This is a genomic window from Streptomyces sp. NPDC006733 (assembly GCF_040636125.1).
Lineage (GTDB): Bacteria > Actinomycetota > Actinomycetes > Streptomycetales > Streptomycetaceae > Actinacidiphila.
In genome coordinates this window covers 1-21113 of the sequence record NZ_JBEYJD010000071.1, presented here as the reverse complement: position 1 = coordinate 21113, position 21113 = coordinate 1, and the positions used below count along the sequence as shown (strand labels likewise).

The 21113-nt window shown below is 72.7% G+C and carries 16 protein-coding genes; 9 read left to right on the top strand and 7 right to left on the bottom strand.

What is annotated here, in order from left to right; translation table 11 throughout:
• Nucleotides 1-17: 17 nt before the first annotated feature.
• The 5 genes from ABZ721_RS37715 to ABZ721_RS37695 are packed head-to-tail and all read left to right on the top strand — an operon-like array spanning nucleotide 18 to nucleotide 11244.
• Entirely contained in the window at nucleotides 18-1424 is a 1407-nt protein-coding gene (locus tag ABZ721_RS37715) for a cytochrome P450 (RefSeq protein WP_358793334.1), read from the top strand.
• A complete protein-coding gene (locus tag ABZ721_RS37710) occupies nucleotides 1421-2473 on the top strand; it encodes a polyprenyl synthetase family protein (protein WP_358793333.1) in 1053 nt (350 codons plus the stop codon). Before ABZ721_RS37715 ends, ABZ721_RS37710 begins: the two co-directional genes overlap by 4 nt.
• Before the next feature lie 54 nt (nucleotides 2474-2527).
• Nucleotides 2528-9625, top strand: coding sequence for an amino acid adenylation domain-containing protein (locus tag ABZ721_RS37705; protein ID WP_358793332.1), 7098 nt, complete (start codon nucleotides 2528-2530; stop codon nucleotides 9623-9625).
• Nucleotides 9600-9809 carry an MbtH family protein gene (locus ABZ721_RS37700; protein ID WP_358793331.1) on the top strand — a complete coding sequence of 70 codons (210 nt, stop codon included), beginning with the start codon at nucleotides 9600-9602 and terminating at the stop codon, nucleotides 9807-9809. The genes ABZ721_RS37705 and ABZ721_RS37700 overlap by 26 nt, the downstream gene beginning before the upstream one ends.
• Nucleotides 9810-9840: 31 nt before the next feature.
• Complete coding sequence (locus tag ABZ721_RS37695) at nucleotides 9841-11244, top strand: MFS transporter (RefSeq protein ID WP_358793330.1); 1404 nt, start codon at nucleotides 9841-9843, stop codon at nucleotides 11242-11244.
• On the opposite strand, the gene ABZ721_RS37690 is transcribed toward ABZ721_RS37695, so the two are convergent.
• From ABZ721_RS37690 to ABZ721_RS37680, 3 genes are all read right to left on the bottom strand, one after another.
• Nucleotides 11204-11545: a hypothetical protein gene (locus ABZ721_RS37690; RefSeq protein WP_358793329.1), complete on the bottom strand. Its 342-nt coding sequence runs from the start codon at nucleotides 11543-11545 to the stop codon at nucleotides 11204-11206. The genes ABZ721_RS37695 and ABZ721_RS37690 overlap by 41 nt on opposite strands.
• A gap of 169 nt (nucleotides 11546-11714) precedes the next feature.
• Nucleotides 11715-12086, bottom strand: coding sequence for an STAS domain-containing protein (locus ABZ721_RS37685; RefSeq protein WP_358793328.1), 372 nt, complete (start codon nucleotides 12084-12086; stop codon nucleotides 11715-11717).
• On the bottom strand, nucleotides 12083-13417 hold the full coding sequence (locus ABZ721_RS37680; protein WP_358793327.1) for a PP2C family protein-serine/threonine phosphatase: 1335 nt from the start codon (nucleotides 13415-13417) through the stop codon (nucleotides 12083-12085). The genes ABZ721_RS37685 and ABZ721_RS37680 overlap by 4 nt, the downstream gene beginning before the upstream one ends.
• A 134-nt stretch (nucleotides 13418-13551) precedes the next feature.
• Between ABZ721_RS37680 and ABZ721_RS37675 the strand changes: the two genes are divergently transcribed.
• Complete coding sequence (locus ABZ721_RS37675) at nucleotides 13552-13806, top strand: hypothetical protein (RefSeq protein ID WP_358793326.1); 255 nt, start codon at nucleotides 13552-13554, stop codon at nucleotides 13804-13806.
• Nucleotides 13807-13879: 73 nt separating this feature from the next.
• Here the strand turns inward: ABZ721_RS37675 and ABZ721_RS37670 are convergent, their stop codons facing one another.
• Entirely contained in the window at nucleotides 13880-14341 is a 462-nt protein-coding gene (locus ABZ721_RS37670; protein WP_358793325.1) for a VOC family protein, read from the bottom strand.
• Nucleotides 14338-14937 (bottom strand): DinB family protein, encoded by a 600-nt coding sequence (locus ABZ721_RS37665; protein WP_358793324.1) that lies wholly within the window; start codon nucleotides 14935-14937, stop codon nucleotides 14338-14340. The genes ABZ721_RS37670 and ABZ721_RS37665 overlap by 4 nt, the downstream gene beginning before the upstream one ends.
• Before the next feature lie 61 nt (nucleotides 14938-14998).
• Between ABZ721_RS37665 and ABZ721_RS37660 the strand changes: the two genes are divergently transcribed.
• Nucleotides 14999-15982, top strand: a complete 984-nt coding sequence (locus tag ABZ721_RS37660) for a WYL domain-containing protein (protein WP_358793323.1) — start codon at nucleotides 14999-15001, stop codon at nucleotides 15980-15982.
• A 9-nt stretch (nucleotides 15983-15991) separates the two neighbouring features.
• Complete coding sequence (locus ABZ721_RS37655) at nucleotides 15992-16492, top strand: ATP-binding protein (RefSeq protein ID WP_358793322.1); 501 nt, start codon at nucleotides 15992-15994, stop codon at nucleotides 16490-16492.
• A gap of 129 nt (nucleotides 16493-16621) precedes the next feature.
• Here the strand turns inward: ABZ721_RS37655 and ABZ721_RS37650 are convergent, their stop codons facing one another.
• Both ABZ721_RS37650 and ABZ721_RS37645 read right to left on the bottom strand, forming a co-directional pair.
• A complete protein-coding gene (locus ABZ721_RS37650) occupies nucleotides 16622-19399 on the bottom strand; it encodes a glycoside hydrolase family 3 C-terminal domain-containing protein (RefSeq protein WP_358793321.1) in 2778 nt (925 codons plus the stop codon).
• Nucleotides 19400-19808: 409 nt separating this feature from the next.
• Nucleotides 19809-20255: a hypothetical protein gene (locus ABZ721_RS37645; RefSeq protein ID WP_358793320.1), complete on the bottom strand. Its 447-nt coding sequence runs from the start codon at nucleotides 20253-20255 to the stop codon at nucleotides 19809-19811.
• Nucleotides 20256-20524: 269 nt separating this feature from the next.
• On the opposite strand from ABZ721_RS37645, the gene ABZ721_RS37640 reads away from it, so the two are divergent.
• Nucleotides 20525-20974 (top strand): SRPBCC family protein, encoded by a 450-nt coding sequence (locus ABZ721_RS37640; RefSeq protein ID WP_358793319.1) that lies wholly within the window; start codon nucleotides 20525-20527, stop codon nucleotides 20972-20974.
• Nucleotides 20975-21113: the final 139 nt, after the last annotated feature.

The following is a 21113-nucleotide window of genomic DNA, read 5'->3' as shown; positions in this document are numbered from 1 at the left end:
CGGAAGGATTTCGGCTCATGTCGAGCTCAGCACCTGGCCCGGATGTCCTGATGCCCGGAGGCCTTCCGGTGATCGGACACGCCCTGCACCTGTTGTGGCGTCCGCTTCATTTCGTGCAGGCCCTGCGGGATCCCGGCGACGTGGTGGTCTTCCGGCTGGGACGCGCTCCCGCCTACATGGTGAACTCGCCCTCCCTGGTGCGGGAGGTACTGGTCGGCAAGCAGCGGCATTTCGAGAAGGGCGGCCCGCTGTTCAAACAGTCCGGCAAACTGCTCGGGAACGGGCTCGCCGCGTCGAACGGCGCACTGCATCTGCGCCAGCGGCGGCTGACGCAGCCGGCGTTCCACCACGCCCAGGTGGCCGGGTACGCGGAGGCCGTCTCGTCCGCCGCCGTCCGCCTGCGGGACTCCTGGCAGGACCGCACCCGGGTGGATCTGTCCCGGGACCTGCACGACATGACCATGGACATCCTGGCGGGAACGCTGTTTCGCGGGCTGACGGCCGGCGCCGCGGCGGAGATCCGCCGCTCGCTGCCGGCGCTGGTGGCCGGGGTGGCGCGCCGGGCCTTCCTGCCGATCGGGTTCGTCCACACGTTGCCGCTCCCGGTGAACCTGCGCGAGGAGGCGGCGCTGCAACGGCTGTACGCGCTGGTCGGCGGGCTCATCCAGGAGTACCGCGCGACCGGCACCGACCGGGGCGACCTGCTGTCGCGGCTGCTGCTGGCCCGGGATCCGGAGACCGGTGAGGCCATGGACGACCGGCAGATCCACGACGAGATCCGCTCGATGATGGTGGCGGGAACCGAGACGTCGGCCACCGTCCTGCACTGGGCCCTGATCGTCCTGGGCTCGCATCCCGACATCGAGCAGCGGGTGCACGCCGAGATCGACGACGTCCTGGGCGGCCGCCCGGCCACCTACGCGGACCTCGGACGGCTGCCCTACCTGACCCGGCTCGTCCAGGAGACCCTGCGCATGTATCCGGTGGGATGGATCCTGACCCGTCGGGCGGTCGACGACGTGCAGTTGGGGCAGCACCGCATCCCGGCCGGCGCGGATGTGTTCTTCAGCCCGTTCGCGCTCCACCGGGACCCGGTGTCGTTCCCCGACCCGGACCGGTTCGACCCCGATCGCTGGCTGCCGGAGCGGTCCGGTGACATCCCGCGGGACGCGTACCTGCCGTTCGGGTCCGGGGTCCGCAAGTGCATCGGCGAATCCTTCGCCCATGTGGAGATGATGATCAGTCTGGCCACCCTGGTCACCCGGTGGAGCTTCCGCCCGCGGACCGCGGGCGCCCCGAAATCCGTCGCGCGATCGACACTGCGCCCCAAGGACCCGTGCATGACCGCATGGGAGCGCACGGCCGGGCAGCCGGGTCATCCCCGTGCCCAGCGTGCCGCAGCGGACGGGGGCGGCAGCCGATGACCCGGTTGTCGCCCCCGCTCCGGACGGACACCGCGGAGCGCCCCGCCGGCCTGGAGGTGCTGCTGCGGCGGGTGGAGGACCGCCTGCGGTCGTTCCTCGTCGAGCAGACGACGTACTGGGACGCGCTGGACGGCCGGGCCGCCGTCCCGGTCCGGGCGGTGGCGGACCTCATCGACGCCGGCGGCAAGCGGTTGCGGCCGAGGCTGTGCCTCACCGGCTACCTGGCCGCCGGAGGGGAGCCCGCCGAGCTGCCCGTCCAGGCGGCGGCCGCCCTGGAACTGCTGCACGCCTCGGCGCTCATCCACGACGACGTCATGGACGAGGCGGACGAGCGGCGGGCCCGGGCGACCGTCCACGCCCGCTACCGCCGCCTCCACCGCGCCCGCGGCTGGCAGGGCGACGCCGGGCGCTACGGGGAGTCCGTGGCGATCCTGGCCGGCGACCTGGCCTGGGTGTACGCGGACCACTTCATGGCGGACCTGCCGGACTGGGCGAAGGACGAATGGTTCGAACTGCGCACGGAACTGGTGGTCGGGCAGATGCTCGACCTCGCCGCCGCGGCCGAGCTCGACCCCGACCCCGACCTCGTCCGCGACATCGCGGCACTGAAGTCCGGCCGCTACACGATCCTGCGCCCGCTCCTGCTGGGTGCGGCCCTGGCCGGCCGCAAGGACCTCGTGGAGCCGTTCTGGGCGTACGGAACGGCCCTGGGGGAGGCCTTCCAGCTCCGGGACGACCTCATCGACGCCTTCGGGGACCGCTCGGCGAGCGGGAAGCCGTCGGGGCAGGACACCGCGAACGGAAAGATGACCCTGCTGCTCGCGGTGGCCATGCGGCAGGACGAGCGGCTGCGCGCGCCGGCTCAGCACGGGAACACCGCGGAACTGCGGGCGCGGCTGGCGGCGACTTCGGCCAGGGCCGCGGTGGAGACCCGCATCGACGACCTCGTGGAGCAGGCGCTGGCCGCCCTCACCGCGGCGGACGTGAACGAGGTCTGGCGGCGCGAACTGGCCCGGTGCGCGAGGGCCGTCGCCTACCGCGAGGTGTGAACGACCGCACATGCCCTTTCGGAGTGACCGATGCGTTGTTGTCTGGAGGATCTGATGGAAAGCCATGACGTGCCCGGGGCGGCGGGGCCGGCCCTGCTGCCGGAGTGGTTCGAGGGGCAGGTGGCCCGGGGGCCGGATGCGGTGGCGTTGGTGTTCGGCGGGGTGCGGTTGTCGTACGCGCAGTTGAACGCGCGGGCGAATCGGTTGGCGCGGTTGCTGGTGGGGCGGGGGGTTGGTCCTGAGCAGGTGGTGGCGTTGGCGGTGCCGCGGTCGGTGGAGATGGTGGTGGGGGTGCTGGCGGTGCTGAAGGCGGGTGCGGCCTACCTGCCGGTTGATCCGGGCTATCCCGCCGAGCGCATCGCGTTCATGCTGCGGGATGCCGCTCCGGTGCTGGCTCTGTGTACGGAGGGTGTCCGGGAGCAGGTGGGGGCCGGTGACCGGCCGGTGGTGGTGATGGACGACCCCGACGTGATCGCGGCCTGTGCGAGCCTGCCGGATGCGGACCTGGATGATGCGGAACGGGTGCGCCCGCTGTCACCGCTCAACCCCGCGTACGTCATCTACACCTCCGGATCCACCGGCACCCCCAAGGGCGTCATGATCCAGCACGACAACGTCGTGCAGTACCTGGAGAACTGCCGCACGGACTACCCCGGGGTGCGGCTCGGCGCGGTCCTGCATTCGCCGATCACCTTCGACCTGACGGTGACCGCGCTGTTCGCGCCCCTCGTCACGGGCGGCACGGTCCTGCTCGCCGACCTGGACTCCCTCGTGAGCGGCGGCGGAGCGGGCACGGCGCTGGGTCTGTTGAAGGTCACCCCGAGCCATCTGGCCCTGCTGCACCCCGACGCGTCCCCGCGCGGAGAGCTGGTGGTGGGCGGGGAGAACCTGCGGGCCGACGTGCTCGACGCGTGGCGACGGAGGAATCCCGAGGTCACCGTGGTCAACGAGTACGGGCCCACCGAGGCCACGGTGGGGTGCGTCAGCCACCGCATCGCGCCGGGCGACCCGCTCGACGCGTCCGCGGCGGTGCCGATCGGCCGGCCCATGCGCAACGCCGCCGTGTACGTGCTCGACGCCGACCTGCGCCCGGTGCCGGCGGGCGCGGTGGGGGAGTTGTACATCGCCGGGGCGGGACTGGCACGCGGCTACCTGGGCCGGGCGGAGCTGACGGCGGAGCGGTTCGTGGCCGACCCGTTCGGGCCGCCGGGCTCGCGGATGTACCGGTCCGGCGACCTGGCGCGATGGCGGGCCGACGGCAGTCTGGAGTTCGAGGGGCGGGTCGACGATCAGGTCAAGGTCCGGGGGTACCGGATCGAACCGGGGGAGATCGAGACCGCCCTGACGGAACACCCCGGGGTCGGGCAGGCGGTGGTCGTGGCCCGCGAGGACCGGCCCGGCGACGTCCGCCTGGTCGCCTACGTCGTGCCCGCCGCCGGTGCGGAAACCTCACCGGACGACGGGAGAACGCGACTGGTCGGGGAGTGGCAGGAGTTCTACGACGCGCTCTATGCGGAGGCGCCGGGGTCCGTGTTCGGGGAGGACTTCTCGGGGTGGGGCAGCAGTTACACCGGGCGGCCGATCCCCCTGCGGGAGATGCGGGAGTGGCGCCGGGAGACCGTGGAGCGGATCCTCGCCCTGCGCCCGCGCCGCGTCCTGGAGATCGGCGCGGGCAGCGGCCTGCTGCTGGCCAGGATCGCGCCCAGATGTGACGCCTACTGGGGCACCGACCTGTCCCGGACGGCGATCGAGGCGCTGCGCCGCCGGACGGCCGCCGACCCCGTCCTGGCAGACCGGGTCACGCTGCGCAACCAGCCCGCGGACTGTGTGGACGGCCTGCCGGCCAGCTCGTTCGACACCGTGGTCATCAACTCGGTGGCCCAGTACTTTCCGAGCACGCCCTATCTCCTCGACGTCCTGCGCAAGGCCGTCGGCCTGCTCGCCCCCGGCGGATCCCTCTTCGTGGGCGATGTGCGCGACAGCCGGCTGCTGCGGTGCTTCCGCACCGCGGTGCACCTCGGCCACGCCGATGCCGCCACCGACCTGTTCACCGTGCGCCACGCCATCGACCACAGCGTGCACACGGACAACGAGCTGCTGCTCGATCCGGAGTTCTTCGCGGCCCTGCCGCAGGTCATCCCCGAAGTCTGCGCGGTGGATGTCCGCGTCAAGCGCGGCGCGTCCCACAACGAGCTGACCCGCCACCGCTATGACGTGGTGCTGCGCAAGCACCCCGCCGACGTGCTGGAGCTCGCCGGCGCCCGCCAGGTGGTCTGGGGCGTGGACGTGGCGGACGTGGAGGATCTGGCGGCCCTGCTGACGCTTCAGCGCCCGCCGGCGCTGCGGGTGACCGGCGTGCTGAACGCACGGCTGGTCGGCGAAGCGGCGGCGGCACGGGCGCTGGCGGCGGGCGAGCCGATGCCCGCGGTGCTGCGTGCGCTGGCCACCCCCGGCGGGGTCGAGCCGGACGTGTTCCACGAGCTGGGGGAGCGGCTGGGCTTCTGGGTGGCCGTCACCTGCTGCCCGACGTCCGAGGAGCACCTCGACGTCGTGCTCGTCCCGGCGGAGCGCCTGGCCGCGCGGGCCCCCTCGGGCACCTACCGGGCGGCGCCCCGCCCCGGGGCCGCGCCGCACGCGTACGCGACCGAGCCCGCCGCGGCCCGGGAGCCCGGCGTCCTGATCGCCTCCTTACGGCGCTACCTGCGCGAGCGGCTGCCGGAGTACATGGTGCCGGCGGCGCTGGTGGTGCTGGACACGGTGCCACTGACCGCGAACGGAAAGCTGGACCGGCAGGCACTGCCGGCCCCCAGCCACCTGGCGGACCCGGCGGCACGCCCGGCGCGCTCACCGCGGGAGGCGGCCTTGTGCGAGCTGTTCGCGGAGGTGCTGGGGGTCTCCCAGGTCGGGATCGACGACGGGTTCTTCGAACTGGGCGGGCACTCCCTGCTGGCGACGCGACTGATCAGCCGGGTGCGGGCGGAGCTGGGCGTGGAGCTGCCGATCACGGCGGTCTTCGAGACCCCCACCGTCGCCGGCCTGGCCGGGCAACTCGACGGGGACCGTGCCGTCCGTCCGGCCGTGCGCAGGATGCCCCTGCCGGAGGTGCTCCCGCTGTCGTTCGCCCAGCGGCGACTGTGGTTCCTCAACCGGATGGAGGCCCAGCGCCCGGCCTACAACCACCCCGTGGCCGTCCGGCTGTCGGGACGGCTGGACCGGGCGGCGCTGCGGGCGGCGCTGCACGACGTGATCGCCCGCCACGACGCCCTGCGCACCGTTTTCCCCGAGGTGTCCGGCGAGCCGCGGCAGCACGTCGTGGAGTTCGCCGAGCACGACACCCTCGACCTGCCGGTCCGCGCCGTGGACGCGGAGCGGCTGCCCGCGGCGCTGGTGGAGGCGGCCCGTGCGGGGTTCGATCTGGCGACGGAACTTCCGCTGCGCGCCGCGCTGTTCGCCGTGGGTCCCGACGATCACGTGCTGCTGCTGTCGCTGCACCACATCGTCTGCGACGGATGGTCGATGGCGCCGCTGGCGCGGGACCTGGGCACCGCGTACGCGGCGCGGCGCCGGGGCGCGGCGCCCGGCTGGACGCCGCTGCCGGTGCAGTACGCGCACTACACGCTGTGGCAGGACGAGTTGCTCGGCGCCAAGGACGACCCCGGCAGCGTGCTCGCCCGGCAGACGGCGTACTGGACGAAGGCGCTGGAAGGACTGCCCGAGGAGCTGACCCTGCCCACCGACCGGCCCCGGCCCGCGACGGCCGGCCACCGCGGCGGGACGGTGGACGTCGCCCTGCCGGCGCTGCTGCACCAGCAGCTCCTGGCGCTGGCGCGGGAGAGCGGGACGAGCCTGTTCATGGTCCTGCAGGCCGCCCTCGCCGCGCTGCTGACCCGACTGGGCGCGGGTACCGACATCCCGCTGGGCAGCGCCATCGCGGGACGCACCGACGAGGCTCTGGACGAGTTGGTCGGGTTCTTCGTCAACATGCTGGTCCTGCGCACCGACACCTCCGGCGACCCCACCTTCCGGGACCTGCTGGGGCGGGTGCGGGAGGTGGACCTGGCCGCCTGGGCCCACCAGGACCTCCCGTTCGAGCACCTCGTCGAAACCCTCAACCCCAACCGGTCCCTGGCCCGGCACCCGCTCTTCCAGGTGATGCTGGTGCTGCAGAACGTTCGCGCGGGCGACTTCGCACTGGAAGGACTGCGGACGTGCGCGGTGCCCGTCGACACCGGCACCGCCAAGTTCGACCTGTGGTTCGGTCTCAGCGAGGAGTTCGGCCCCGACGGCCGGCCGGCCGGCGTGACCGGGAGCGTGGAATACAGCTCCGACCTGTACGACCACGCCACCGTGGAGGTCCTGGCCGACCGCTGGGCGCGACTGCTGGAGGCGGTGGCCGCCGACCCGGACCGACCGATCGGACAGGTCGACATCCTGACCGCCGAGGAACACCGCGCGGTCCTGGACGAGTACGACGACACGGGCCGGACGCTGCCGCCCGCATCCCTCCCCGAGCTGTTCGAGGGGCAGGTGGCCCGGGGGCCGGATGCGGTGGCGTTGGTGTTCGGCGGGGTGCGGTTGTCGTATGGGCAGTTGAACGCGCGGGCGAATCGGTTGGCGCGGTTGCTGGTGGGGCGGGGGGTGGGTCCTGAGCAGGTGGTGGCGTTGGCGGTGCCGCGGTCGGTGGAGATGGTGGTGGGGGTGCTGGCGGTGCTGAAGGCGGGTGCGGCCTACCTGCCGGTTGATCCGGGCTACCCGGCCGAGCGCATCGCGTTCATGCTGCGGGATGCCGCTCCGGTGCTGGTGCTGTGTACGGAGGGTGTCCGGGAGCAGGTGGGGGCCGGTGACCGGCCGGTGCTGGTGATGGACGACCCCGACGTGATCGCGGCCTGTGCGAGCCTGCCGGATGCGGACCTGGATGATGCGGAACGGGTGCGCCCGCTGTCACCGCTGAACCCCGCCTATGTCATCTACACCTCCGGATCCACCGGCACCCCCAAGGGCGTCATGATCCAGCACAACAACGTGCACCGCCTGCTGTCCGAGACGGAGCCGTGGTTCCACTTCGGTCGCAGTGAGGCGTGGGCCCTGTTCCACTCCTACGCCTTCGACTTCTCCGTCTGGGAGATCTGGGGAGCCCTGCTGACGGGCGGACGGCTCGTCGTGGTCCCGCACGACATCACGCGCTCCCCCGGGGACCTGCTGCGCCTGCTGGTCCGCGAACGCGTCACCGTCCTGTGCCAGACCCCCTCGGCCTTCTACCAGCTGCTGGCCGCGGACGACCTCGAAGGCGTCGCCGAGGACCTCGCCCTGCGATGGATCATCTTCGGCGGCGAGGCGGTGGACCTGCGCAAACTGGCGGCCTGGTACGAGTCGACGGCCGGCCCGTCGGCGACCTTGGTGAACATGTACGGGATCACCGAGACGACGGTGCACGCGACCTTCCTGCAACTGGACGAGCGGATGGTCCGTTCCGGCGAGGGCAGCCCCATCGGGACGTCCCTTCCCGACCTGGCCGTCCACGTCCTGGACCCCGGGCTGCGGCCGGTGCCGCGGGGCGTGGTGGGGGAGTTGTACATCGCGGGTCCGGGTCTGGCGCGCGGCTACCTGGGACGGCCGGACCTGACGGCGGAGCGGTTCGTGGCCGACCCCTTCGGCCCCACGGGCTCGCGGATGTACCGGTCCGGCGACCTGGCGCGACGGCGCGCCGACGGCAGCCTGGAGTTCGCGGGGCGGGCCGACAACCAGGTCAAGGTCCGGGGGTTCCGGATCGAACTGGGGGAGATCGAGCACACGTTGACCGGTCATCCGGCGGTCGGCCAGGCGGTGGTGGTGGCGCGCGAGGACCGGCCGGGCGACGTCCGGCTGGTCGCCTACGCCGTCCCCTCCGGCCAGGAGGACGCCGTCCCCGAGACGTTGCGCCACTACCTGCGGGGACGGTTGCCGGAGTACATGGTGCCGGCGGCGGTGATGGTTCTGGACGCGGTGCCGCTGACGGCGAACGGGAAGCTGGACCGGCGGGCGCTGCCGGTCCCCGGCCCGGCCGCGGCCACCGCGGGACGCTCCCCGCGAACCCGGCGCGAGGAGGTGCTGTGCGCCCTGGTCGCGGACGTCCTGGGCGTGCCCGACGTGGGTATCGATGACGGGTTCTTCGAGCTGGGCGGGCATTCCCTGCTGGTGACCCGGCTGGTCAGCCGGGTGCGGGCGGAGCTGGGCGTGGAGCTGCCGATCACGGCGGTCTTCGAGACCCCCACCGTCGCCGGACTGGCGGCCCGCCTGCACGAGCGCCGCGCGGAGCGCACCTACGACGTGCTGATCCCGCTCAGGACGACCGGGTCCCTGCCGCCGCTGTTCTGCGTCCATCCCGGCGCGGGGCTGGGCTGGGGCTACTACGGACTGCTGCCGCACCTGGACGCCGACCGCCCCGTCTACGCCCTGCAGGCGCGCGGCATCACCCCCCGCGACGGCCGGGCGCAGTCCCTCAGCGACATGACCGCCGACTACCTCGAGCAGATACGCGGTGTGCAGCCGACCGGCCCCTACCACCTGCTCGGATGGTCCTTCGGCGGCCTCGTGGCCCACGCCCTGGCCACCGCGCTCCACGACCGCGGGCAGGAGGTCGCCTCGCTGACCGTGCTCGACGCGTACCCGGCCGAATGCCTGGGAGGCACCGCACGCTTCGGCGGCCAGGACCTGCCCGAGCGGGACGAGATCCTTTCCATGGTCGCGGCCTTCGTGGCGGCGACCTCGGGCGACCTTGCCCGGACGGGCCCCGAGCGCACGCCGGACATCGGCGACGAGACCGCGGCGGCCCTGGCGCGGGTGCTGGAGAACAACATCCGCCTGGGTGCCGGGTACGCCCCCCGGCGCTTCGGCGGGAACCTCACCCTGGTCGTCGCCGACGCCCCGGAGCACGACTGCCGGGTACGGGAGGCCGGCTGGCGCCCGTACATCGGTGGCCGCATCCACGCGCACCGCGTGCCCTACGGCCACCACGACCTGATGAGCCCGGACGCCGTGAGCTGCGTCGGAAAGATCATCGCGGACGCCCTCCAGGGGTCCGGCGACCATCGTCCTGCCGACCTTGCGGGGGACATCGCAGAGAACATCGCAGAGGAAGAGGAGAACCATGGACAACCCGTTCGAGAACGCTGACGCCACCTACCTGGTGCTCGTCAACGACGAAGGCCAGTACTCGCTGTGGCCGCAGTCGGTCGGCGTGCCGGGCGGCTGGGCGGTCGTCCTGGACCGCGCCCCCCGCCAGGTGTGCGTGGAGTACATCAAGGCGCACTGGATCGACATGCGGCCGAGGAGCCTCGTCGACGCGATGGACGGCTAGCCCGGATCGCCCCGCCGACCGTGAGGGAAACATGACGGAAAGCTGTTCCCTGCTGCACCACCGGCCGTTCCGGCTGCTGTTCCTCGGCAGGACCACGATCATGCTGGGCAACGCGGTGGCACCGATCGCGCTGGCCTTCGCCGTGCTGGACCTGACCGGATCGGTGGCGCTCCTGGGCCTGGTCGTCGGTGTCCGGTCGCTGACGAACGTCGTGTTCATCCTGTTCGGCGGGGTGCTGGCCGATCGGATGCCCCGCCGGACGATCCTCGTCGTCTCCAGCTACTGCAGCGCGCTGACGCAACTGGCGGTCGCGGCCCTTGCCATGACCCGCACCGAGTCCCTGCCGCTGCTGCTCGTCCTGTCCGCCGCCAACGGGACCGCCAGCGCCTTCGCGTTCCCGGCGGCCTCGGCCCTCACCCCGCAAACGGTTCCTCCGCAGCGCATCCGGTCGGCCGTCGTCCTGATCCGGCTCGGCTCCAACACGGCCATGATGGCCGGTGCGTCGGCCGGCGGTCTGCTGGTCGCTGTCACCAGCCCGGGCTTCGGGCTCGCGGTCGACGCGACGACGTTCGCACTGGCCGGGTGCTGCTTCTCCCGGATCCGGCAGAGCGCGCCGGCCGGCACCGGCGGCGCCGAGCCCGCCGTCCTGACCGAGCTGCGCCAGGGATGGCGCGAGTTCACCGCCCGCACCTGGGTCTGGGTCGTGGTCGCCGGCTTCTGCTTCGTCAACGCGGCCTTCGTCGCCGGCAGCCAGATCCTCGGCCCGGTGATCGCCGACCACACCATCGGGCGCCGCGCCTGGGGACTGGTGCTCGCCTGCCAGACGGCCGGCATGCTCTTCGGCGCCCTGGTGAGCCTGGTCCTGCGCATCCGACGGCAACTCCTGCTCGGGGTGGGCGGGGTGGCCGCCACCGCGCTGTTCCCGCTGGCGCTGGCGCTGCATCCGACAACGCCGATCCTGTGCGGCACCGCGTTCAGCGCGGGGGTGGTCCTCGAACAGTTCACCGTCACCTGGGAGACGTCCCTGCAGCAGCACATCCACCCCGCGCGGCTGGCGCGCGTGTACTCCTACGACGCGCTCGGCAGCTATGCCGCCATCCCGCTCGCCCAGATCGCCGTCGGCCCGCTGGCCCAAGCGGCCGGCCCCCGGGCCACGCTGCTGGCCGCCGCCGCGACGCTGCTCACCGCGACGGTGCTGATGGTCGCGAGCCGCAGCGTCCGCGACCTGCGGGCGACGCACACGGCCCCCTCCGCGAAGAGGGGGCCGCGCGATCACCCGAGCGGGTCGGGACAGCGGTCGGTGGACCGCCCGCCCGACCCTTTCGCGGGGCACGAGGGCGAGCGCCGGTCGGACGCTTCGTCGCCGATCAGCACCACGGCGGGGGAGGGGTCGTTCAGTGGTCGCTGTCGTGCGAGTAGCCGCCCACCATCATGAACCCGCCGCTCACCTTGGTGATGCCGTACGGGCCCCCGCGGTTGTAGTACGAGGCCGCCGCGCCACTCGCCTCCTCGGAGTACCTGCCGTTGTCGCCGTCACCGAAGTGGCCCGTCGACTGCGCGACCGCGGCGTGCCCGTGCGTGATGCCGTACGGTCCGCCACGGTTCGCGTACGAGAAGCTGCCGCTGGCGGTGTCCGCGCCGTCGTTGTCGTGGCCGTGCGCGGCGGCCGGGCCGACGGCCATGAAGGTGGCGGCGGCGACGCCGGCCAAGGTGACAGCAATGCGACGAGTGTTCATATCTCTCCCTGTGCGAATTGGGCTTTCGCCTCCACCATCACCCCCGCTCACGGCCCATTTCGCGGCGACCCGCCCGCTTGTCATTCCAATGGATGCCAGATGGTGCCGCAGCCGCACTCCCGCACGCGGCGGCCGCGGGCGGCGCGGCCCCGCACTGCCGGACTCCGGCTCACGGTGCCGGCGGCGTGCCGGCGTCGGGTGTGTCGGCCCAGGCTTCGGCCAGGGTGTCGTGCAGGGTGAAGATGCGGGAAGCGCCCGTGATCGACAGCAGGCGCAGCATCTGCTGGGGCGGGGCGACCAGGACCAGCCGGCTGCCGGCTTCCCGGGCGCGGCGGTGCAGCCGGATGAGGGCGTTGAGGCCGGAGGAGTCGCAGAAGGTGACTCCGGCCAGGTCGAGGATCACGGTGCTGTGGTTGCTGAGGGCGTCTCCCACCGTGGGGTACAGGACGGGGGCGGTGTGCAGGTCCAGGTCGCCGGCGAGGGTGAAGGCGGTGGTCTGCCCGCGGGTGCCGGCAGGGTCGACGCGCAGCGCGCTGCTCATGACGGATCGCTTCCGGGCTCGGTGGTGGCGGGGACGGGGTCGGGTGCGGGGTCGCGGGACGGCAGTCCCGCCAGGACGGCGGCCGGCTGGGTGTCGTCCAGGGCGGGGCCGAGCCATTCGCACATCAGGATGGTGGCGTCGTCCTGGAGGTGCCCGTCGTGGTAGTCCAGGACGGCTCGGATGAGGCGGCGCAGGGTCTCGGGGACGGGCAGGCCCTCGGCCTGGTGGTGGATGAGGAAGTCGGTGAAGCGCTCGAGGCCGAAGACGCTGTTGTCGGGGCGTCGTGCTTCGGTGATGCCGTCGGTGTAGAGCACGATCCGGTCGCCCGGCAGCAGCTGCTCGGTGCAGACGTTGCTGGGCAACCCGAGGTTGGTGCCCATGGGGTGGCCCGGAGGGCACTTGAGGTGGTTGCTCCACTGCTTGCCGCGGATGATGATCGGCGGGTGGTGGCCGCGGTTGACCCAGCTCAGCTCGCCGGTGCGGGTGTCGAGGGTGGCGAGGATCCCGGTGACATAGCGCCGGTGGTTGTACTGCGCCATCAGGGCGGCCTCCACCGCTTCGCCCTTGGCGACCAGGTCGGCGCCCTGCCGCCGGGAATTGCGGCAGGCGCCCAGGGCCAGGGCCGCGCACAGACCGGCGGCGGTGTCGTGGCCCATCGCGTCGCAGAGGGTCAGATGCACCAGCGGGCCGTCGACGGCGTACTCGAAGACGTCGCCGGCGACCTGGTAGGCCGGTTCCAGCGACGCGGCGATCACGACGCGGCCGTCCGCGTAGGTGCGCGGCGGCATCAGGTTCCACGCCATCTCGGCTCCGAGCGTCAGCGGCGCGGTCCGCGTCAGTCTCGCCAGCGTGTCGCTGGAGTGGCGTTTCGAGCTGATCATCATCGCCAGCAGGGCGGCGAGGCGGTCGACGTCCTCGCGGGCCCGGGCGTCGTCGTGGGCGGAGCGCACGCGCAGCATGCCCAGGCGCTCGGTGCCGTCGACCAGGGGTACCCACCAGTGGCCGCGGTCCTCCGGTGCGGCGGCGGCCGTCAGGCGCCCGTACTGGTAGGCCCGCCCGGGCAGCGTGTCCTCGATGGGGATGTCCGTCGCGGCGCCGGGCGGGACGCCGTCGGCACCGACCAGCAGGTGCAGCCCCTGCCGGTTCAGATCCGCGACGTAGACGAGCACGTCGGTGAAGCCCGCGGCCCGGGAGTGGTCGTCGATCCGGTCGGGCAGCGCTTCGAGGGGCATCAGATGGCTGGCGTTCAGCAGGCCGGCCAGCATCGCCCGCCCTCCCGCCTCACGCTCCGCGTCCACGCCCTGCTCTCGTTCCTCGCTGGTCCGTCCCATTTACCTCTGGTACCCGGGATGTCCCACCGCATCACAAAAGAGCAGCCGCCGTCGGCGCCCGCCGCCGCGCGGGCGCTCGCGGACCGGGCGATGTGATTCGCACAAACATTCGAACACGTGCGAGACTGCTGCGCATGAGACGCGAATTCCCGCTCGATCTCCTCCAGGCCCAGCGCGACTGGTACGCCACCTACCGGCTGCTGGCCGAAGCCCGCGGCACGCAGATCGCCGCGCTGCGCCAGCGGCTGCAGCGGCTGTCGGTGCGCATCGCCGCCCATCCGCACTGGACGACGCTGCGCGACGGGCCGGCGGCCCGGATGGAACTCAAGCAGCAGGCCTGGTGCGCCGCCGAAGCCGGCGGCACACCACGGGCCGGGGGCACGCCGTAGGCCGGAGCGCGCCGCAGGCGGCGTGCCGCCGCGCGGACGGCCGCAGCCGGCCCGCGCCGGCGGCCGGGCCGCCTCAGTCCAGACAGAACTCGTTGCCCTCCGGGTCCGCCATCACGATCAAGCCGGCGCCCAGCGGAGGAGCGGGCTCGTCCCGGCGCACCCGCGTCGCCCCGAGGGCGACCAGCCGCTTGCACTCGGCCTCCAGCGCCGCCATCCGCTCCGCGCCCTGCAGGCCGGGGGCCGCACGGATGTCGAGGTGGACCCGGTTCTTGGCGATCTTGTCCTCCGGCACCTGCTGGAAGAACACCCGCGGGCCGTCCCCGTCCGGGTCCTCGATGGCCGATCGCGAGTTGCGCTGCTCCTCCGGTACGCCGATCCGCGCGAGGAAGTCGTCCCACGCGGCCAGCGGGTCGGCGCCCTCGGGCAGGTCGACGCCGGGCGGGCCGGGGTGGACGTAGCCCAGCACCTCGCGCCAGAAGGACGACAGCGCCCGCGGGTCGTGGGCGTCGAAGGTGACCTGCAGGTGACGGCTCATCGGGTTGCTCCATCGGTAGCGGGGTGGGTGTGCAGATAGAGGTCGCGCAGCAGGCAGACCTCCGACAGATGGTGGATCAGTTCACGCTGGATGTGCAGCACCAGATCCGCCATGGACGCCTCGGGGAAGGGCTCCTTCGGCCCCGCCGGGGTGCGCAGCCCGGCGTCGCCGAGGCTGCGCACCCCGGCCAGCCAGACGTCGAGTTGGGTCTCGAGCTGCTCCAGCGCGGTGCGGGCACTGCCGGCATACTCCCAGCTCTCGTACGACGCCGCCGGCGCGCCGAAATGTGCCGCGTTGCGCGTGGCGAGCAGGCCGACGATGACGTGACCCAGCCGCCAGGCGATCGTGGTGAAGGCCGCCGGGTCCGGCTGCGGGAAGGCGAAGTCGATGGTGAAATCCCCGGCCCCGGCCTGCATCGGCGCCGTCGAGCGGCCACGTGGCCGCACACTCCAGGCGTCCGGCACCGGCGACCAGAAGTACTCGTCGTCGGTGAGCCCGGCGAGCCGGGCGCGCAGTTGATGGTTCCAGTGCACCTCCCACTGCTCGCGCAGCGTGCCGTTCAGGTCGAGTGAGGTTGCGACTGCGTTGGTTTCCATGGAGCCACCCTGACACCGAAGGCGGACAGGATCGGTCCGCTATTTCTGGCAGGGTGGTGGCATGGACGCGGCGAGCGGTGAAGAGCGGGGCACGACGGAGCGGGTGCTCGCCCTGCTGGGGCTGCTGCAGCAGCGGCAGGTCTGGACGGGCCCCGAACTGGCCGAGCGGCTCGGAGTCACCCCGCGCACGGTCCGGCGCGACGTCGGGCGCCTGCGCACCCTGGGCTACCCGGTGCACGCCGGCCAGGGCGTCGGCGGCGGCTACCGGCTCGGCCCCGGACAGGAGCTCCCGCCGCTGCTCCTCGACGACCAGGAGGCGATCGCCACCGCGGTCTCGCTCCTGGTGGGCGCGGGCGGCGCGGTCACCGGCGCGGGCGACGCCGCCCTGCGGGCGCTGACCAAGCTCGACCAGGTGCTGCCCCTCCGGCTGCGGCACGAGGTGCGCGCGCTCTCCGGCGCGGTGGAGTCCTTCGACGGGGGCCGCACGCCCGTCGACCCCGAGGTGCTCATGACGCTGGCCAGAACCTGCCGCGACGCGGTCGAGGCCGGCTTCGACTACCCGTCCGGCACCGCGCTGCGACGGCGCCGCGTCGAGCCCTACCGCCTGGTCGCCTCCGACCGGCGCTGGTACCTCTTCGCCTACGACCTCGACCGCGACGACTGGCGCAGCTTCCGCGTCGACCGGATGACCGGCGTATCCGCGCGCACCTGGCGCTTCAACCCCCGCACCGCCCCCGACGCGGCGGCCTACGTCCAGGAGGGCGTCGCCAGCCGGGTCTACTCCCACCAGGCCCGCTTCCTCGTCCACGCGCCGACCGCCACGGTCCGCGCGCAGATCCCGGCATCGGCCGCCGTCGTCCGCCCGCGGGGCGACGAGCAGTGCGAGGTACTCAGTGGAGCGGCCAACCTCGACGCCGTACTCCTGCACGTACTCCTGCTCGGCCACGCCTTCGAAGTCCTCGACCCACCCGACCTGAAGAACCGCTGCCACACGCTGGCCGACAGACTGCGGGCGGCCGGAACCCCGGATGTCGCCGGCCACTAGCCTGGCCCGATGACGCAGCCCGTGAGCACGGTGGTCCTGATGTGCGGTCCTCCGGGAGCCGGCAAGACCACGTACGCGATGGCACTGGTGGGCCGCGGTTACGTCCGGCTCTCGATCGACGAGGTGGTCTGGCAGCGGATCGGGGGGCGGGACGCCGGCCGGGTGCTGGGGGAGGAGCGGTACGACGCGCTCAAGGACGAGGTGCGGCGCGAACAGCGGCAGGAACTGGTCGCGTTGATGCGTGCCGGGCGGGACGTGGTGGTGGACTACAGCTTCTGGAGCCGTGCCGCTCGCGACGAGTACAAGGAACTCGTGGAGCACCACGGCTGCCGCTGGGAACTGGTGCACCTGAAGGCGGACCGCGCCACGCTGGAGTGCCGCCTCGCGGTCCGCAACCGCCAGGAGGGCGCCAACGCGGTCACCGTGGAGGAGGGCCTGCTGGACCGCTACCTTGCAGGCTTCGAGGAGCCGGCGGGAGAGGGCGAGCAGGTCGTCGCGCAGTCCGGATGAGCTGATGGCGCGGCGCCCGGCGTGACGGTACCCGGTCCCCGGCTTCACCCCCGCGAGCTGAACCGGGCCCCACAGCGGACAGATCCGCAGCAGGCAGCGACCGCCAGTGCGCCGGGCGCCGTCCGGGGGTCACGGTGTGGTCCATTTCTGGTTGGCGCCGCCCCAGCAGGTCCAGATCTGGAGCTGGGTGCCGTTGGCCGCGGATTCGGTCGGGGCGTCCAGGCAGCGGGTGGACAGCGGGTTGCGCAGGGAGTTGTCGGGTTGGCGTTGCCAGATCTGGGCGGCGGTGCCGTTGCAGGTGTAGAGCTGGACGCGGGTGCCGTTGGCGGTGCCGGCGGAGGTCACGTCGAGGCACTTGCCCAGGGCGCGGATGGTGCCGGTGGTGGACGGGGCCCACATCTGGGCGTTGGTGCCGTTGCAGTCGTAGGTGTCGACCTTGGTGCGGTCGGTGTTGTTCGCCCCGGCCACGTCGAGGCACTTGCCGCGGACGCCGATCAGCGGGGTGGCCACCGGGGAGTTGGCGGGTACCACGGTCCACAGGAACGTGGCCGTGTCCTGGGCCCCGGCCGCGTCGCGGGCGGTGACGTCGACGGTGTAGGTGCCGGGGCGCGAGGGGGTGCCGGTGATGTGGCCCGCGGAGGTGATCGAGGTGCCGGCGGGCAGCCCGGTCGCGGTGAAGACCGGGATCTGTCCGCCGGTGCTGTCGTGCGCGGTGGTCCGCACCGAGACCGCGCGGCCGGCCAGTCCCTCCTGCGCGCCGGGGTCGGTCACGGTCAGCGGTCGGCCGAGCTGTGCGGCGGTGACGTTCAGCGTGCCGGTCAGCGGCAGGTTGGCGGCCGAGTCGCCGACCGCGACGGTGTAGGCGCCGGGGGTGGCCACCCAGCTGTTCGTGGACTCGTTGTAGGAGGCCAGGCTGCGCTCGGTCAGGGGGAAGGTGACGGTCCTGCCCGCGCCGGGCGGCAGATCGACCCGGGCGAAGCCCTGGAGCTGTTTGGCGGGTGCGCCGGAGGCGGCGGGCTGGGTCACGTACAGCTGGGCGACGTCCGCGCCGGCACGTCCCCCGATGTTGGTGACGGTCGCGGTCACCGTGAGCGCGCCTCCCTTGGGCAGCGTGCCGATGCGCAGGTTGCCGAAGGAGAAGGTGGTGTACGACAGGCCGTGGCCGAACGGGAACTGCGGCGTCAGGTGGTTGGCATCGTAGTGGCGGTACCCGACGTTGACGCCCTCGCTGTACTGGACGGTGCCGCTGGTGCCGGGCCACTGCGCGGCGGTGTGCGCGGGCATCTGCGCCAGGGACGTCGGGAAGGTCACCGGCAGGTGGCCGGAGGGGTTGGTGTCGCCGAAGAGCAGGGAGGCGATGGCGGTGCCGTAGCCCTGGCCCGGGTACCACACCTCGACGATGCCCCGGACGGAGCCGGCCCACGGCATGGTGACCGCGGAACCGGTGTTGAGCACGACGACGGTGTTGGGATTGGCGGCCGCGACCGCGGACACGAGGCCGTTCTGCGCGCCGGGCAGGTCGATGCCGCCGAGGTCCGCGAATTCCCCCGCGTCGCTGCTGACGAACACCACCGCGACGCCGGCCGCCTTGGCCGCGGCCGCGGCCGCCTTGGTGTCGGTGCCGTCGTGGTAGGTGACGGTGGCGTTGCCCGCGCGCGCCCGGATGCCCTGCAAGGGGGTGATCGTCCCGCTGGACTGGACGTGTGCGCTGCCGCCGCCGCTGGTCCGGGCGTTGTCGGAGGCGGTGCCGATCACGGCGATCGACGCGGTGGACGAGGGGAGCGGCAGCACGTGGCCGCTGTTCTTCAGCAGCACGGTCCCCTCGGCGGCCAGCTGGGCGGCCGAGGCCTTGTGGGCCGCGCTCGTCGCGGGCTGGGCCGGCGAGCCGGTGGGCTCCTTGTCGAACAGGCCGAAGGCGAACATCTGGGTGAGGATCCGGGTGGTCATCGCGTTGAGGGTGCTCTGGCTGACCTGACCGGCGGCGACCGCGTCCTGCAGCGCCTTGCCGTAGTAGCCGTCCCTCCCGGACATGTCCTGGTCGAGCCCCGCGTTGGCGGACGGCGCGGTGGAGTGGACGGCGCCCCAGTCCGAGGTGACGAACCCCTGGAAGCCGAACTGCCCGCGCAGGGCGGTGGTCAGGAGGTAGGGGTTCTCGCAGGCGTGCACGGCCCGCACCTTGTTGTACGAGCACATCACCGACGCCGCCGCGCCCTGCCGCACCGCGTCCTGGAACGCGGGCAGGTAGATCTCCTGCAGCGCCTTCGTGCTGACCTCCGCGTTGATCGTGACGCGGTTGGTCTCCTGGTTGTACGAGGCGAAGTGCTTGACCTGCGCCATGACACCGGTGGACTGCACGCCGCGGATGGTGGCGGCGGCCAACTGGCCGTTGAGGTACGGGTCCTCGCCCATGGACTCGAACGCGCGGCCCCAGCGGGGGTCGCGCACGATGTTGACGGTCGGACCCAGGTCCACGGTGCTGCCCTTGGCTGCCTGCTCGGCGCCGAGGAGCGCACCGTACCGCTGCTCGGCGGCCAGGTCCCAGGTGGACGCGAGGCTGACCGGGGCCGGCAGTTGCGTTACGTTCGTCGCCCCGTTGCCGACGCCGGCCGGCCCGTCATGGAGGTTCATCGCCGGGATGCACAGGGCGCCGATCGACGGCGTGAACCCGACGTAGCCGGATCCCCCGGCCCCCGTGGCGAGTTGGGTCTTCTGCGCGGTGGTCATCGCGGCCAGCAGCCGGCTGACGCGCTGCGGGATCGGGTCGGCGGAGTGCACCCACGGACAGGCACTGGGCGCGGCGGCGACGGTGGGCACGTCGGACATGCTCAGGCCGCCGGCGGCCAGGAGCAGGACGGCAGTGGCGAGAAGGGAGGTTCGTCGCCGCGCGGGCAGGCGGGAGCGGTACACGTGTCCTCCAGGTGCATGCTGGATCCGGTGACGGGTGAGGAGGTCCGGGCCGCTACGGCGATGCGTCACATGGCGCGCGGAACTCGGTCGGGAGATGCGCCGTTGGGACAACTGGTTCGCGCGCGCCGAAGGGCGGGCCCACCCCGGGGGGATGGGCACCATTGCCGGTCGATTCGTCCGCGACGTCCAGGCACTTGCCGCTGTGCCGGGTGATGAGCTGGTGATACCCGCTGCCGCGGCCCCGGAACCGCAACTGCCGTTTCCCACGCGGCGCGATCAGGCGGGGCTCTGCCGCCGGTCCGCCGGGCCGGTCGCAGGCCGGCGGCGACCTTCACGAGCGGGCCGGGTCACTCACCAGCGGCCAGGGTCCTTCACGGGCCCGCGGGGGCGGTCACGCGCGCGGGGCCGGTCACGGGTGGGCGGTGTGGTCCGGGTGGCCGTGGGTGCGGCGTGCTTCTTTCATCTCGGCCTCGTACAGATGGGTCCGGCCGTCCGCGAGTTCCTCGCGCACCTGCCGTTCCACGTCGGCGAACGGCGCGTAGTAGGTGGCGTTGTATGCCTCGACGACCTGGAACGTCCAGCAACCGGGGATGACGTTGCGGCCCACGATCTCCCGCTCCACCAGGTCCGCCTGCTCGCCGTGGCCCGCCGCCCGCAACTGCTGCACCGCCTTGCCCAAGGTCAGGTCCGCGCCCCCGGTCAGCTGGTGGAAGGCGTACAGGTGACCGCGGGCCTGCTCGACCGTCTCCCAGGCCTCCGACAGGGTGCCCAGCGCTTCGACCGTGGCATCACTGACCCCGTCCGGCCGTACATGCCGCTCGTCCGGCCGGTCCGCGTCGCTGGTGGATTGGTTCATGACGGTGATCCTGCCCCGCCACCCCCCTCGCACGGCGGTGATCGGGCCGCTGGAGCGTCGCGTGTCGACCGCCCCCGCGCCCGGCGCCGGCCGGCCGTGACCGGGCACACTCCGGGGCGGCCGGATCGGGCCGGCCGGTGCCTTTGCGGCTGTTTGGGTGTCATAGATCGTTTGCGTCTGGGCAGGCGACCGCATGAGGAGAACGGCTCCCCGCTAGGGCCGGCACTCGTGCCCGGCCCTCGGTGAACGTGAACAGGAAGGCAGCTTTCGTGTCGAAGGTTGAAGAGTCCGTCGAGGTCGACGTCCCCGTGAGCACCGCTTACAACCAGTGGACGCAGTTCGCATCGTTCCCCCACTTCATGGAAGGGGTCGAGCGCATCGAGCAGCGCACGGACACGATGACGCACTGGGTCACCAAGGTCGGTGGCGTGGAGCGCGAGTTCGACGCCGAGATCACGGAGCAGATCCCGGACGAGCGGGTCGCGTGGACCACGCTGGCCGGAGAGGTCAAGCAGGCCGGTGTGGTGACCTTCCACCGCCTGGACGACACCAAGTGCAAGGTGATGCTGCAGCTCGACTACGAGCCGGAGGGCTTCGCCGAGAACGTGGGCGACAAGCTCGGCATCGTCAAGCACCGCATCACCGGCGATCTCAAGCGCTTCAAGGAGTACATCGAGGACCGCGGCCGCGAGTCCGGCTCCTGGCGCGGCGACGTCTGAGCCCGCCCGCGCGGGGTCCCGGCCGGCGGCCTCGCGGCATACGCGTGTCCGTGCCGCGACCATGCCCGTGCCCGTGGTGCCTGCCCAGCCCCGTGGGGGGCCGCCGGGGGGGGCGGTGGGGGGGCCCGGGGGGGGGCGC

Bases quoted from the DNA above. Each gene is read 5' to 3' on its own strand.
- ABZ721_RS37715 (WP_358793334.1), top strand. From the start codon at position 18: ATGTCGAGCTCAGCACCTGGCCCGGATGTCCTGATGCCCGGAGGCCTT.
- ABZ721_RS37710 (WP_358793333.1), top strand. From the start codon at position 1,421: ATGACCCGGTTGTCGCCCCCGCTCCGGACGGACACCGCGGAGCGCCCC.
- ABZ721_RS37705 (WP_358793332.1), top strand. From the start codon at position 2,528: ATGGAAAGCCATGACGTGCCCGGGGCGGCGGGGCCGGCCCTGCTGCCG.
- ABZ721_RS37700 (WP_358793331.1), top strand. From the start codon at position 9,600: ATGGACAACCCGTTCGAGAACGCTGACGCCACCTACCTGGTGCTCGTC.
- ABZ721_RS37695 (WP_358793330.1), top strand. From the start codon at position 9,841: ATGACGGAAAGCTGTTCCCTGCTGCACCACCGGCCGTTCCGGCTGCTG.
- ABZ721_RS37690 (WP_358793329.1), bottom strand. From the start codon at position 11,545: ATGAACACTCGTCGCATTGCTGTCACCTTGGCCGGCGTCGCCGCCGCC.
- ABZ721_RS37685 (WP_358793328.1), bottom strand. From the start codon at position 12,086: ATGAGCAGCGCGCTGCGCGTCGACCCTGCCGGCACCCGCGGGCAGACC.
- ABZ721_RS37680 (WP_358793327.1), bottom strand. From the start codon at position 13,417: ATGGGACGGACCAGCGAGGAACGAGAGCAGGGCGTGGACGCGGAGCGT.
- ABZ721_RS37675 (WP_358793326.1), top strand. From the start codon at position 13,552: ATGAGACGCGAATTCCCGCTCGATCTCCTCCAGGCCCAGCGCGACTGG.
- ABZ721_RS37670 (WP_358793325.1), bottom strand. From the start codon at position 14,341: ATGAGCCGTCACCTGCAGGTCACCTTCGACGCCCACGACCCGCGGGCG.
- ABZ721_RS37665 (WP_358793324.1), bottom strand. From the start codon at position 14,937: ATGGAAACCAACGCAGTCGCAACCTCACTCGACCTGAACGGCACGCTG.
- ABZ721_RS37660 (WP_358793323.1), top strand. From the start codon at position 14,999: ATGGACGCGGCGAGCGGTGAAGAGCGGGGCACGACGGAGCGGGTGCTC.
- ABZ721_RS37655 (WP_358793322.1), top strand. From the start codon at position 15,992: ATGACGCAGCCCGTGAGCACGGTGGTCCTGATGTGCGGTCCTCCGGGA.
- ABZ721_RS37645 (WP_358793320.1), bottom strand. From the start codon at position 20,255: ATGAACCAATCCACCAGCGACGCGGACCGGCCGGACGAGCGGCATGTA.